This is a genomic window from Pontibacter rugosus, assembly GCF_042678745.1.
Classification (GTDB): Bacteria; Bacteroidota; Bacteroidia; order Cytophagales; family Hymenobacteraceae; genus Pontibacter; species Pontibacter rugosus.
The window spans coordinates 1-13,089 of sequence record NZ_JBHTLD010000143.1 but is presented as its reverse complement, the minus strand read 5'-3'; the positions used below and the strand labels follow the sequence as shown (position 1 = coordinate 13,089).

Genomic DNA, 13,089 nt, shown 5'->3' with positions numbered 1-13,089 from the left:
GACAATATAGAAGATTCTTTAAATAAAATTTATATTAATATTCAATAATTGAAACATTTTAATTAAATAACGTATATTATTCATGGCTACAGCAGGTAACAAAGGGTTTGACATCAAGAGCTTTAAGCAAAGCATAGGACAGGCTCCCCAGCAGAAAAACGCAGAAGAGAAAGCTGTTCAACCAGTTCCTGAGGAAAAAGAAGAGACGGCGCCCGCAGTTTCAAAATCAGGCAAAGCCGGTGAAAAGCCTAAGGCTTCTTCTAATGCTACAGCAGGCAAAAAGCAGGAGGCTCCTTCCTCGAAAATGACAGCTGCAAAGGCTTCGGGTAAAGCAGCGTCAGGTTTAAGCTTCGAGCAACTGCTTGCTGAACTCGATAAGGCGAAGGAGGAGTTTACCTTTACCTCCAAAACAGTTTATGTGGACGTGCATATACACGAAGTGCTAGACCTGCTGAAGAAAAAAGGAGGGATTAAAATCAATGTGCTGGCAAGCTACCTGTTTGCTAAATTCATTGAAGAGCATAAAGAGGAGATTCAAAGGCTCCGTGATAGGACTGATAACAAGTTCTTGAACTAAGCTGAATCTATAACATTAAGTAAAAAAGTATATAAATAAATAATCTAATCTTAAAATATACGTATAAGTATAAAACCGTATTTCGTATCGATTATATATTTAAAGTAGGAATGTCTAGGCTGTAAACCGATGTTTTAACTTAAATTATATAGTTATGTCTTGGGGCGCTTTCTTCGCTACGATAGCAGTACTCTATGTGCTTTACTATGCAGGTAACCTCTTGTTTGACCTGTACCTTCAAAATGCAAAAGGCGTGGCCGCAGATATGGTGGCGCAGTACAGTGTTTCCGATTTAGTAGACACTACAGAGTCACCCCAAGACATTGTGGACGAGGATTACCTGGAGGAAGAATTCGAGGAGGATTATGAGGATTACGAGCAGGAGGAGTTACCCTTGGATAGCGGTTCCCAAGAATATCCTGTTGCAGCCGACGAGCATGCCTTTGCGCATCAGACGGCCTCTGAGAACAGTGTCGCCATGCCCGTGATAGGGCAGGGTATACCCCTAGAGGAGTTCCTTCAGAACGCCAGGCGACTTTCAAACGCAATACCTTTTTCTTCATAAATTTTTAATTCAATAACAGAGATTATGAGAAAGATACTTGCTATGCTCGTGTTGGTAGTCCTCGCTGTCCCATCTTCCTTTGCTCAAGGGGCCGGAGGCATTGATGCCGGAGCCTCTGAGCTTCAAACTTACATTGACCCTGTAGGCAACCTAATCCTGGTCATCGGAGCTATTGTTGGCCTGATTGGGGGAGTTAGGGTGTACATCAAGTGGAACTCCGGGGACCAGGACACACAAAAGGCTGTCATGGGGTGGATGGGGTCCTGTGTATTCCTGATGGTGGTGGGGGTGGTGATCAAAGCCTTCTTCGGCTTGTAAGCCGTGGCTCCCGAAGATAACAGAGGATTTAATGTCTACAAGGGGCTGCAAAACCCCCTTGTATTTAAATCCTTGAAAGGTAGATATATCTACTGGGGCCTGGCCTCCGTTCTAACTGGCTTCTTTGCGGCAGTTGTCTTATCTGTTTCGCTCAACTTCTTTTCAGGCCTGGTAGCCTTGGTGATCGTGACTTTCGGCGGTATGGGGTTTACGGCTATGCAGCAGAAGAAAGGGTTATATCATAAAACGAAGTCAAAAGGGGTATACATCATGCCCGCACAATGGAGGCGTTCTGCACGAAGATAGGAGTCTGGCCCTGGCAGCATAACTTTAACGTCATCACTTTTCTCAGCCATGAAAAAGCAGCGGTTTGGTCTGCCATACATTGGCATAGACCGTCATGCCCATGATATTCTATATCATGAGCGCGGAGACTATTCGGTTATCATCAAAGTACAAAATCCTGCCCTGCAGTATTGTGCAGACGTGGAGGCTTACCATCTCTTCCACCAGACATTTGCCAACATCGTTAAAATTCTAGGCGCAGGCTATACCCTTCAGAAAACGGACATACTAGCCAGGAAGTGCTATGTGCCGAAGCAAATGGATGACCTCCTGAGTCAGAAATTTCAGGAGACATTTGCAGGAAGAGAGTACCTAGACGTCTCTACATACCTAACTATAACAAGGGACGTGCGGCGCTCCAGCTTCTTTACATATGACGAGAAAGACTTCAAAGCATTCCAGCGGAACGTTGCCAAAGTGCTGGACATACTGGAGAGCAGGTCTTTCAAGCCCTATGCTCTGAAAGAGATCGAGGTGAAACAGTTTATTTCCCGCATGCTTGCCTTCAACTTTTCCGATGAGGTTTATGCGCTCAATAACCTCCTTGCCTCAGATGAAGGCCTGCAAGTTGGTGACAGCGTTATCCGATGCATCTCGCTTGTGGACATAGATGAGATCAACTTTCCGTCTAATCTTAAGCCAAACACAGCGCTTCACATAGGGTACAGCCTCCCGGTAGACCTGATGCATTTTCTGCACCAGGTGCCTGGTTGTGACTGCCTGGTGTACAACCAGGTGATCCAAATCCCTGATCAGCGCCATGAATTGGCCAGGCTGCAGGCCAAAAGAAAAAAACACCTCTCCATGCCTGACCCGGCCAATGATCTGAGTGTGCAGGATATTGATCAGGTGATGGCCGATATCGCCAAGGATAACCAGCTGCTCGTGTACGGACATTACAGCGTGCTGCTTTCAGCCAGAGAAAAGGAGATAGACCGTGCCGCTAACTATCTGGAAAGCGCTTTGTTTTCCATTGGCATTATTCCCTCCCGAAACGCATATAACCAACTCGAGCTATTCCGGTGTGCCTTGCCCGGCAATAGTTCGGAGCTTAAAGTATATGATAAGTTTTTGACTACTTCAGACGCGGCCTTATGTCTGCTTTTTAAAGAACGTTTGCTGCAAAGTGAGTCATCCAGCTTTCAGGTATACTTCACGGACCGGCAGGGGATTCCTATCACGATCGACACGAGTGATGCGCCCATCTTCTCAGGCCGGATGAATAACCGTAACAAGTTCGTGTTGGGACCTTCGGGAGCGGGAAAGTCATTTTTTATGAACCACCTGATCCGACAGTATGCCCTGCAGCACACAGATGTTATCCTGGTAGACACCGGGCACAGTTATTCTGGGCTGTGTGCCTACTACATGGGCCGCTACATTACCTACTCCGAAGAGCAGCCTATTACGATGAACCCCTTCCGGATCTCTGCTGCCGAATTCAACGAGGAGAAGCGGGAGTTTCTCAAGTCATTGGTGGGCCTGCTCTGGAAAGGTGCCGAGGGCACTGTCAGCCAAATTGAGGACAGCGTCCTCTCTTCCGTTATCACTTCCTATTACCAATACTACTTTGAAAACGGCTTGGAGAGCAGCTACCTTTCCTTCCAGTCCTTCTATGACTTCTCCATCAGAAAGATCGACGAGATCACGCAAAAAGAGTCTATTAGCTTTGACTTGACCAGTTACCGCTTTATCCTCAAGAAGTTCTGCAAAGGGGAGGCGTATGGCCAGATCCTGAACAACGAGCTGGATACCACCCTGTTTGATGAGCCCTTCATTGTCTTTGAAATAGATGCCATCAAGGAGCATAAGGTACTTTTCCCGATCACCACCCTGATCATCATGGATGTGTTCCTTCAGAAGATGCGCCACAAGAAGAACCGTAAGGCGCTCATCATCGAGGAGGCCTGGAAGGCCATTGCCTCCCCGCTGATGGCCGGCTATATCCTCTACGTCTATAAAACGGTCCGCAAATTCTGGGGAGAGGCCGTGGTCGTGACACAGGAGCTGGATGATATCATCGGCAATGTTGTGGTTAAGAATTCTATCATCAACAACTCCGACACCATCTGCCTTTTGGACCAGACCAAATTCAAGGACAATTTCGATGAGATCGCCGCGCTGCTCTCTATCAATGAGGTGGAGCGCAAGAAAATATTCACCATCAACAGCCTCGACAACAAAGAGGGGCGGGGCCGCTTCAAAGAAGTCTACATCAAGCGCGGGGCCACCGGTGAGGTGTACGGTGTGGAGGTATCGCTGGAAGAGTACCTGACCTTTACCACCGAGCGCCAGGAAAAAGAGGCCATACAAGTGTACCTAAGCAAGTATGGGGATTTCAGGGAAGCCCTGGAAAGATTTGTCGCAGACTTCAGGGCCTCGGGGCTCAAGCTAAATGAATTTGTTCACCTGATTTTGCAACGCAGCTATGAAAAAGTACCTCTACACGCTTAGCTTCATGGGCCTGCTAACAGGTCATGTACTAGCCCAGCAGGTTGTTTTTGACCCAGCGGTCGTCTCCACACTTGTTGTCAACCACACGGCCCAGCAGGCGGCCTTAAACGACATTAAGGAAAACGAAGGAAAGATTGCGGCCCTGCAGACTACCATCAGCCTGAAGATGACGCAGATCAAGGAGCTGGAGGAAAAGATGTACAACTCCCTTAAATCCGTGCAATCCATTATCGGGCAAAGTAAAAACATTATTTACGCCTCACAAATTGCCGCAGACATAGGTCATTACCAAAACCAAATGATGGAACTGGCGCGCGGTGATAACGAGCTGCTCCTGATCGCTGCCAAGACAGAGCTGGAGCTGCTCAACCGTACATCCGATCTGTTTACCTATATCTACCAGGTGGCTGTCATCGGCACGGATGTGAACCTGATGAACAATGCCGACAGGCTCACCCTTATACGCCACGTGGTGGACGAGCTGCGGGTGATGCGGGGCCTAGCCTATTCCATTACGCGCAAGATGCGTGTGGCCAAGTACGCGGGCCTTTTGAAGACCATGAACCCGATGGGACTTACCTACCCTAACAACAGCCAGGCGATCATCCGTTCCCTGATGGATGAGTACAAGGCAATCAGGAAGTAAATTATCTCTATTGCTATGAAGACGTTATGTGTACTTGCTTTGTGCCTGGCCCTGCTTCCTGGTCTCTTTACAGATGCCTTAGGGCAAGGCGTGCAGCCAGTTAACAGTAAAAACACAAGGTACCAGCTGGAGCGGGAGGTTGTTACCCGTTGGGGAAAGTTCAACCCGAAATGGTACTTTATTCTGTTTCATAACAAGTACAGGAAAGGGCCTGATAGGCGGAACATGCTGCAGCTTGCCCCTACCATGGCTTTGCTAAACCAGAACAGGGTGAAGGCCCAGGCGCAGGAGGAAGCAGTAAGCCAGGTATTTGAGCAGGAGATGTTCAAGTTTGCCGACAGGTCCCTGAATAAAGGATACCACCTGTTGTATAAAAAGAAGATCGATGAACTCAACACTGCCTTATTGGGGATGAATGCAGAGGCGGTGCAGGCCGGGGTGCAGGCAGATTATATTTTGGCCATCCATGCCGAGCGGGACAGAATTAACGCCGACATCGGGATTATCCTGGACGCTTACCTGGACGATGCCAAAAAGGGGGAGCAGCTGCGGGTATACATCGGGGAGCTTACGGCCTTGAGGAATGATTTCAGGCGGCTCATCTCTCTCTTTAAAACGAGTCAGGACTTAACCGACTGATGCTATGCGTGAATTGATCGATAAAGCCATATTTGACCTGTTCGACGGGCTCTTTCTCAATATACAGGATTTGGTGAGTGTTTTCCTCTACGATGCGCAGGCCCTTTGCGCCATCAGCATGCTGCTGTACTTCGGCCTGGAGGCTTACAAAATGATGGCCGGGGATGAAACGCTTCGCATCATGCCTTTGCTGCGCCCTTTCGCCCTGACACTGGTGATTGTTTTCTGGCCAGGATTTATCGACGCTGTGAACCTGCCGCTGCAGCTAGTCAATGATCAGGCAAAAGGCATGTACGGTGCACAGGTAGATCAGGTGGAGGATTTGCATCAGGAACGCCTCGCGCTGGTAGACTCTGTGGCCCGAAAGCTCTCTGAGAGCAGCGCCGAGTTTGAGCGGATTGAGAGTGAGGCCAGTGACGCGAGCTGGTACGAAACGATGGGGATTGACCTGCAACCCCTGTTTAACAAAATGAAAGGCTATTACCTGATGCTGATGGCCAAGCTGCACTTTACGGCGATGATGGTGGTGGAGTGGATGGTGATCAGCATCTTTCAGGTATGCTCCTACATTATCTATTTTCTGCAGATCATCTTTGCAGGCATTCTGGTGATCCTGGGCCCCTTCTCCTTTGCCCTGAGCGTGCTGCCGGGCTTTCGGGACTCCTACCTGACCTGGATTGCCCGCTATATTTCCGTAGGGCTGTACTCGGGACTGGGCTATATCGTTATGTCCATCTCCTTTGTGCTGGTCAAGTATGGGTTGATGAAAGAAATAGATATCCTGAAGGCAGTACTGGGCAACGAAGAGATGTTCATTGCCTACGTTTCCTTCCCCTCTGGCGGCATCAGTTTCTACATTGTCTCCTTGATTGTGGGAGGATTGGCCATGCTGACCATTCCCATTATTTCCACCTGGATCGTGCACACCATGGGTGTGGGTAATGCCATTGGTACAATGGCAGGAGGAGCTGCGAAGGCGGCCGGAGGAATTTTAAAATAAACTAAAAAGCGCTTGCTATGATAAACAACCTCGAAAAGAAAATGAAGCTGGCATTTGCTGTGAGTATCGGCAGCTTTATCTCCTCCATCATTATAGTAGGTACGGTTTGCGCCTTTGCCTTTCGTTATGCCGAGGAGCAGCGGAAGAAGATTTATGTGATCGACCACTCGGTGCCGCTCTTGGTGGAGCAGACCGAGCTGGGGGTAAACCGTACAGTAGAGTACAAGTCGCACGTGAACATGTTTCACCTGCTCTTCTTCACGCTACCTCCAGATGACGCCTACATCAAGAATAACATCTCCAAGGCCATGTACCTGGTGGATGAGTCCGGTCTGGCACAATACAACAACCTGAAGGAGAAGGGCTATTACAACCAGATCCTGGCGAGCTCTGCGGTTTTGACGATCAAAACCGATAGCGTTAAAGTGGACGAAAACAGGCACTTTACCTACTACGCCACACAGCGCATTGAGCGGGAGACCTCTGTGATGAAAAGACTTCTTGTCACAGAGGGGGATCTTGAGGAAGTGCCGCGCACAGAGAACAACCCCCATGGACTTTTGATAAAGAACTGGAAAACGGTCATGAACAAGGACTTGGAGTATGTCGAGAAGAAATCCTTTTAGCGGTAACATAAAGCAAAGGCTTTCATACCTCAAGGAAAGTGTCAGGGACTACTGTGCCTCGAATCCTAAAGCAGTGGTGCTGGCCATGCTGGTTTTACTGTCTGTGGCTGTCATGGGGCTATTAGTCGTCCGGCACCTGCACCAGGGAACCTATGCCGTGTCGGTTGGCAAGCTGTACAGGCAGCTTGATACTTCTGGCGACAAGATGACTATAGGCAGGTCGAGTACCGCAGATATGCTGGAGCTGATAAAGCTCTACAACACGGCCAGGCAGTTAAACCCTGACAGCCTGCGTGCCCAAGACAGTGTTTTTCTCAAAGATATTGATCAGCGTTTAAACCGAATCATCCATGAAGAGAATTAACTTTCGGCATCCCAGGTATGCCATCCCGCTCATCATACTCCCTTTCCTTGTACTGCTTAATTACCTGTGGCTGGACATGACACCGGCGGACACCGCCGCACAAACGAAAGTGGAACTCACCGAGACAACAGCCCTGAATACCTCCCTTCCGGATGCCAACCTGAGAAAGCGGGAAATGAAGGATAAGTTCTCGGCTTTTCGGGACGAGTTTAAGTATAGGACCGACTACTCGGCCATGCAGGAAATCGGGGAGGATAGGGTAGACCCCAGGGACATGGCCTATGGCAGCGTGTACACGGAGGAGGAGCGGCGGATGCTCGACAGTCTCAATAACCGTATCCTGTCGGATCAGCAGCCGGAGGAGTTTATGGAGCGGGTAAGCCAGCGGCAGCGCCTCAGCTCAGAGCGCTATGCGTCTGCTACTGCCTCTGTGCCTGGACGGTCAACCCGCCCTATGCGAAAAGTTGAATCGGCATATGAAGAGGAGATGCGGCTATTCCGAGAGCAGATGATGTTTATTGACAGCCTGAGCCGGGTAGGAGAGGAACCTGTGCCTTCTCGTACGGGGCCACAGCCGATGAAAGCCCATGCACCGGCTTCCGAGAAGCAAGAGCCGACACCGTTACCCGTGACCAAAAGCAAGAATACGAATAAAGCCTTTTTCAATACCATTACAGCCGACAGTGAGGAGCAGTTTATCAGAGCTATTCTGGACGAAGGGTTGAAGGTGATGCAAGGCGGCAGGATCAGGATTCGCTTGCTGGATGACATCTATGTGCGGGACTACGAAATAAAGAAAGGCAGCTACCTCTACGGCACTGTTTCCGGTTTCAGTGCCCAACGAATTGAGATAGCCATCCGCTCTATACTCTACGGCAACCAAGTCATCCCGGTAGACCTGAGTATCTACGACAACGACGGCTTGGCTGGGCTGTATGTCCCAGATTCGCAGTTCCGGGACTTTACAAAAGAGCTTGCCGGGAATGTGAGCAGTGGTCAGACACTGACTTTTGAGGATTCACCTGACGATGCCAACCAGATGCTTTATTCTATGCTGGAAAGGGTTTCTCAGACCACCACCCGCGCCGCAGGCAAAGCCATCCGGAAGAACAAAGCTAAGTTAAAGTACAACACCATTGTTTATTTGATAGATAATAAAGCCCAATAATATGAAAAAGCTATTCCTTCTATATGTGTTGTTTGCCCTGCTGTTTTCAGCCTCGGCACAGGATTCTCTTCAGGTAGTGCACGTGCATGAGAGCATCTCCACGCATATTGTGAGTCCTGAGCCGATACAGTATGTAGATATCTCTACAGATGATGTGGCCGGAGACATACCTGTTGCCAATATCCTTCGGGTCAAACCCAAGCATGGCGGAGCAAAACCGGGTATTATCACCATCGTTGGAGAGCGCTTCCTAGTACAATATAAGCTGGCCTACAGCCGAGCGGATCGGGCAGATACGGAGGTGCGTATAGACCCTACCCAGGTAGATGTTTACCTGAACCCAGCTGTGGCCATGAGCCGGGAGGACATGGCGCGGTTTGCGCTGCTGGCTCTCCAGCGAAAACCCCAGTTCAATAGTGTGACTACGAAAGGGCAGGGGATGCGGGCAAGGCTGAACAACATCTATACGGTGGGGGACTATTTCTTTATTGATTTCTCCCTTAGAAATGACACCAACATCCCCTATACGGTCGATCAAATACGGTTTAAGGTTGAGGATAAAAAAGTTGTGAAGGCCACTAACTTTCAGCAGGTGGAGCTACAGCCCAGTTTCCAGCTTTATGACACGGGTCACTTCAAGCGTAAGTACCGGAACGTGTTTGTGTTCAGGAAGTTTACTTTCCCGGAGGAAAAGGTGTTCAATATTGAGGTGGCCGAGGAGCAGATTTCTGGGCGCACCATCTCCCTTAAAATTGACTATTCCGACATCCTTCATGCAGACACCTTATGAGAAAGTCGTTACTCCTTTCCTTACTGCTCTTAGTTGTGCTGCCGTGCCGAGCGCAAGAGGGCTACACCCACCTGAACCTGGCAGGCGGCTGGATGTACAAAGATGCCTTAACTGCTAACCTAGCCCTGGAGTTCAGCAAACGCCACCACAATTCCTATGAGATCTTCAGTGATGCCTATAAGAGCAACGTGGACGACAGCAAAAACTGGTTAATGGGGGTTGCTTACAAACCCATGCTTACCCGTTCCAGAAACACGTTGCTCAAACTGCGCCTGGGAGCGGGCATCGGGTCTAATACCGAGCACTTCATAGGAGCCCTGCAGGCAGGGCTGGAGCTGAGTTATGTGCTGCCGGGAAATGTAGTGCTGATGCTTCAACAGAAAAACGAGGGGGTACTCCGGGTAGACCACAGCTTCAGAGCTGGTTTGCTGGCTGGCATCAAAATTCCGTTGTGAGCAGGTATTACCTAGTCGATGGGAATTTTCTCAGGAAAGAAAGTTTGCTAAGTCTTTCCCTCACATCTATCTGATAGTATTGGATAACCTTTATCAGGAACGATATGGAAGAATCCAGCGAAATCAAAAAACTTTACTCCTTCCTACAGGGACTTATCTACTTCACTATTGTGGTGGAGGTAGCTGTTTTCCTCTTTATGGATTCGGGCAGTATGTATCAGCTGCAGCCTGTACTGCGCAAAGTAAAGCGCATGGCTATTTATGAGCACATCTACTTCTCCAAAGCTTTCACCTTCGGTTTGATTCTGATCGTGAGCATTGGCACAAAGGCCAGGAAGAACCTGGACCTCGACCCGCTCCGGCATATCTTCCTTCCCTTGCTTATCGGCTGCGCCTTTTTCTTTGGCTCGGGTTTGTTTTATTTTATTGAAAGCAGCCGTATTCTTTTCTGGGATGTGTCCCTGTCTGATGCGGCTTACATCCTGCTCTCCTTCTTAGGTGCGATGATGATTCATATAGCCTTGGATAATATCTCCAAGCATATACAGCACCGATTGATGAAAGACAAATTCAACGTGGAAAATGAGTCCTTTGAGCAGTCCAGGAAACCGGTGCATACGCCACACTCGGTGAATATCCCGATGCTTTACTATTACCAAAAGCGGGTACAGCGCGGGTGGCTCAATGTGGTAAATCCCTTTCGAGCAACACTGCTGATAGGTACACCCGGCTCAGGAAAGTCTTTCTCGGTGGTGTTGCCTTTTATCAAGCAGCTTCTGGGGAAAGGCTTCTCTATGATGGTCTACGACTTCAAGTTTCCAGACCTGGCCAGAACGACTTATTACCATTACCTGGTCAATAGAAAGAGAGGGATATTGAAAAACCACAGGTTCCATGTCATCAATTTTAATAGCGTAGAGCACAGCAGGAGGTTTAACCCTTTAAAGCCGGAGTACTTGCCTACCCTGGCTGATGCCACCGAAACAGCTGAGGCGCTGCTGGAGGCGCTGCGGAAAGGAGACAGGGACTCTGGGACTGCGCAATTCTTCAACCAGTCAGCCGTTAATTTCCTGGCTAGCTGCATCTACTTTCTGAGCCGGCACGAAGGGGGGCGGTATTCTTCTTTTCCGCATGTACTTTCCTTCATTAACCTTAGCTATGATCAGATTTTCGAGGTGCTCTTTTCCGAACCTGAGCTGGAGAGTCTGCTTTCGCCTTTTGCCACAGCCTATAAGAACAGAGCCTTTGAGCAGCTGGAAGGGCAGATTGGCACCTTAAAGATTAATATTGGTCGGCTGGCCACAAAAGAAACATTCTGGGTACTATCAGGAGACGACTTTAATTTAAAGATAACGGACCCGGAAAACCCTTCTATATTGGTGATTGCAAATGACCCTGCCACACAGAGCATTAACAGCGCCTGCAATGCACTTATCCTCAATCGCATGACACGCCTGATCAATACAAAGGGGAACTTGCCCTGTGGGCTGATCGTGGATGAGTCTCCTACGCTTTACATACACCGGGTGGAGAACCTGATCGCTACTGCCAGGAGCAATAAGATAGCTGTGCTGCTGGGCCTGCAGGAACTACCGCAGCTGCGGCAGCAATATGGCAGGGAAACAGCCGACACCATTTGCTCTGTAGCGGCCAATGTACTCTCGGGCTCTGCCCGTAATAAAGAGACGCTTGACTGGCTGGAAAAACTGTTTGGTAGGGTGAGGCAGCTGAAGGAGGGGCTTAGTGTGGATCGGAACCGTACTTCGGTGAACATGAACGAGGAAATGGGACCGCTTATTCCGGCATCAAAAATTGCCAATTTGCAGGCCGGTGAACTGGTAGGCCAGGTGGCTTCCGATAACGAAGAGTATAGCGGGAAGTATGTTGCCAGTACCTACCACTGTAAAATTAATCTCGACCTTGATAACATACAACAGGAAGAAAAGCAGTATCTTGATTTGCCAAAATTTTATAACTTTGGTACCCCCGATCAAAAAGACCAAATCCTGAGAGCGAACTACAATAAAATTAGAAATGAGGTTAAGACACTAATCACAGCGTTACAGGTATGAGCGTAAGCATACAGGAGTTAGGCCAGAGGCTAAAGCTGCTGCGAAAGCGGCTTGATTTATCGCAGGAGAGCCTGGCAGAGTCCATGGGGGTGAACCAGAACCAGATATCCCGGCTGGAGAACGGGGTGGGAGGGACGATCGAACTGCTTTTACTTCTGTTCAGCTTCTACAGCAAGCACTTTCACGTGGACCTTCTTTTTTCCGACAACTTTGACATCCTGGAAAAGCACGAGAAGCTATCCAACAGCCACAGCATCAACAGCATTGCTGTTGAAAAGCTGAAGCTGGCTCAAAGTGAGTTTTCCACGCAGATTGAGGAGGTGATACGTTTGCTTGATACCCCTTAACGGTTAGTACAGGCTGCTGACGAGGCGCAGACGAGTATGGAGCCTGTGCAGGGTTAGTGTTTGTCTTACTTTTTATTTGGTAGCTGCTCAAATTGTGCTTTGTACAAACATCCAACATTTTCAGCTTCATAGGTTTTTAAGTTCTTTTGAAACTCAAAAGGTAGTTCTTCTATTGTCAAATAATTCTTCTTAGTAGCTCCAATTGGAATGTATCCTTTTCTTTCTAAGACTTCATACCCTTTTCTTGCGCCTGCGTGTAAGTATACTTTATCTGGCTCAATGTTCTTGAACTTTGCAATTCTTAAGCTGGTATCATAAATGGATAGCTCACCAAAGCCTTTTGTTTTACTCTCGGTAACTATTTGTTTAATTTGGTCAAAATCAGTTGCTGTCATCAAATCATTGAAACGTTTAATAAGGTTATTCCTTACAATTTTAGAAACTTCCAATGATACTCCACGTGTATTTCCTTCTTTGTCCGTAAAGACATCTTGGTGACTATGTCTTATAAAGTACTCCATTCCATTTCTAGAAATTTTGAATGTTCCATCACTAGCAAATACAATTACCTCAGTTAAATTCGGTAAATCTTGGTAATAGCTTAGATACTTGTCAAGATAATCTGCTTGTGACTCAAAGACAAAAACGGTATTAATTCTTTCTCCTTTACTGTTGTTGTATTTAAAGAATTCAAAACTTTCATTTTTGTACTTCGCTATCAAA

16 protein-coding genes are annotated in these 13,089 nt (G+C 48.1%); 15 read left to right on the top strand and 1 reads right to left on the bottom strand.

The features are described 5' to 3' along the window. The first annotated feature begins 82 nt into the window (after positions 1 to 82). The 15 genes from ACFQ2O_RS14700 to ACFQ2O_RS14630 all read left to right on the top strand — a co-directional run bounded on the left by ACFQ2O_RS14700 (position 83) and on the right by ACFQ2O_RS14630 (position 12,366). Positions 83 to 577, top strand: coding sequence for a hypothetical protein (locus ACFQ2O_RS14700; protein ID WP_377529034.1), 495 nt, complete (start codon positions 83 to 85; stop codon positions 575 to 577). A 154-nt stretch (positions 578 to 731) separates the two neighbouring features. Beyond that, positions 732 to 1,142, top strand: coding sequence for a hypothetical protein (locus ACFQ2O_RS14695; protein WP_147920720.1), 411 nt, complete (start codon positions 732 to 734; stop codon positions 1,140 to 1,142). A 24-nt stretch (positions 1,143 to 1,166) separates the two neighbouring features. After that, positions 1,167 to 1,460: a DUF4134 domain-containing protein gene (locus ACFQ2O_RS14690; RefSeq protein ID WP_170114172.1), complete on the top strand. Its 294-nt coding sequence runs from the start codon at positions 1,167 to 1,169 to the stop codon at positions 1,458 to 1,460. A gap of 3 nt (positions 1,461 to 1,463) precedes the next feature. Further along, a complete protein-coding gene (locus tag ACFQ2O_RS14685) occupies positions 1,464 to 1,766 on the top strand; it encodes a DUF4133 domain-containing protein (RefSeq protein ID WP_377529030.1) in 303 nt (100 codons plus the stop codon). A gap of 48 nt (positions 1,767 to 1,814) precedes the next feature. Continuing rightward, positions 1,815 to 4,259: a TraG family conjugative transposon ATPase gene (locus ACFQ2O_RS14680; protein WP_377529028.1), complete on the top strand. Its 2,445-nt coding sequence runs from the start codon at positions 1,815 to 1,817 to the stop codon at positions 4,257 to 4,259. Further along, a complete protein-coding gene (locus ACFQ2O_RS14675) occupies positions 4,234 to 4,905 on the top strand; it encodes a plasmid transfer protein (protein WP_147920723.1) in 672 nt (223 codons plus the stop codon). Before ACFQ2O_RS14680 ends, ACFQ2O_RS14675 begins: the two co-directional genes overlap by 26 nt. 15 nt (positions 4,906 to 4,920) lie before the next feature. Beyond that, complete coding sequence (locus ACFQ2O_RS14670) at positions 4,921 to 5,544, top strand: hypothetical protein (RefSeq protein WP_147920724.1); 624 nt, start codon at positions 4,921 to 4,923, stop codon at positions 5,542 to 5,544. Positions 5,545 to 5,548: 4 nt separating this feature from the next. Further along, positions 5,549 to 6,544, top strand: a complete 996-nt coding sequence (locus tag ACFQ2O_RS14665; RefSeq protein ID WP_377529024.1) for a plasmid transfer protein — start codon at positions 5,549 to 5,551, stop codon at positions 6,542 to 6,544. 17 nt (positions 6,545 to 6,561) lie between these two features. Then, positions 6,562 to 7,170 carry a conjugative transposon protein TraK gene (traK, locus tag ACFQ2O_RS14660; protein ID WP_007661352.1) on the top strand — a complete coding sequence of 203 codons (609 nt, stop codon included), beginning with the start codon at positions 6,562 to 6,564 and terminating at the stop codon, positions 7,168 to 7,170. Next, positions 7,148 to 7,534, top strand: a complete 387-nt coding sequence (locus tag ACFQ2O_RS14655) for a hypothetical protein (protein ID WP_377529019.1) — start codon at positions 7,148 to 7,150, stop codon at positions 7,532 to 7,534. The genes traK and ACFQ2O_RS14655 overlap by 23 nt, the downstream gene beginning before the upstream one ends. Then, the gene (gene traM / locus ACFQ2O_RS14650) at positions 7,521 to 8,702 is read left to right on the top strand and encodes a conjugative transposon protein TraM (protein ID WP_377529016.1); all 1,182 of its coding nucleotides are present in this window, start codon (positions 7,521 to 7,523) and stop codon (positions 8,700 to 8,702) included. Before ACFQ2O_RS14655 ends, traM begins: the two co-directional genes overlap by 14 nt. 1 nt (position 8,703) lies before the next feature. Beyond that, complete coding sequence (gene traN / locus ACFQ2O_RS14645) at positions 8,704 to 9,492, top strand: conjugative transposon protein TraN (protein WP_377529012.1); 789 nt, start codon at positions 8,704 to 8,706, stop codon at positions 9,490 to 9,492. After that, positions 9,489 to 9,947, top strand: coding sequence for a hypothetical protein (locus ACFQ2O_RS14640; RefSeq protein ID WP_377529007.1), 459 nt, complete (start codon positions 9,489 to 9,491; stop codon positions 9,945 to 9,947). The genes traN and ACFQ2O_RS14640 overlap by 4 nt, the downstream gene beginning before the upstream one ends. Before the next feature lie 104 nt (positions 9,948 to 10,051). Continuing rightward, complete coding sequence (locus ACFQ2O_RS14635) at positions 10,052 to 12,019, top strand: type IV secretory system conjugative DNA transfer family protein (RefSeq protein ID WP_377529002.1); 1,968 nt, start codon at positions 10,052 to 10,054, stop codon at positions 12,017 to 12,019. Beyond that, positions 12,016 to 12,366 carry a helix-turn-helix domain-containing protein gene (locus ACFQ2O_RS14630; protein ID WP_137761655.1) on the top strand — a complete coding sequence of 117 codons (351 nt, stop codon included), beginning with the start codon at positions 12,016 to 12,018 and terminating at the stop codon, positions 12,364 to 12,366. Before ACFQ2O_RS14635 ends, ACFQ2O_RS14630 begins: the two co-directional genes overlap by 4 nt. Before the next feature lie 65 nt (positions 12,367 to 12,431). Here the strand turns inward: ACFQ2O_RS14630 and ACFQ2O_RS14625 are convergent. Next, a partial coding sequence (locus tag ACFQ2O_RS14625; protein WP_377528996.1) for a hypothetical protein occupies positions 12,432 to 13,089 on the bottom strand: 658 nt, incomplete at its 5' end.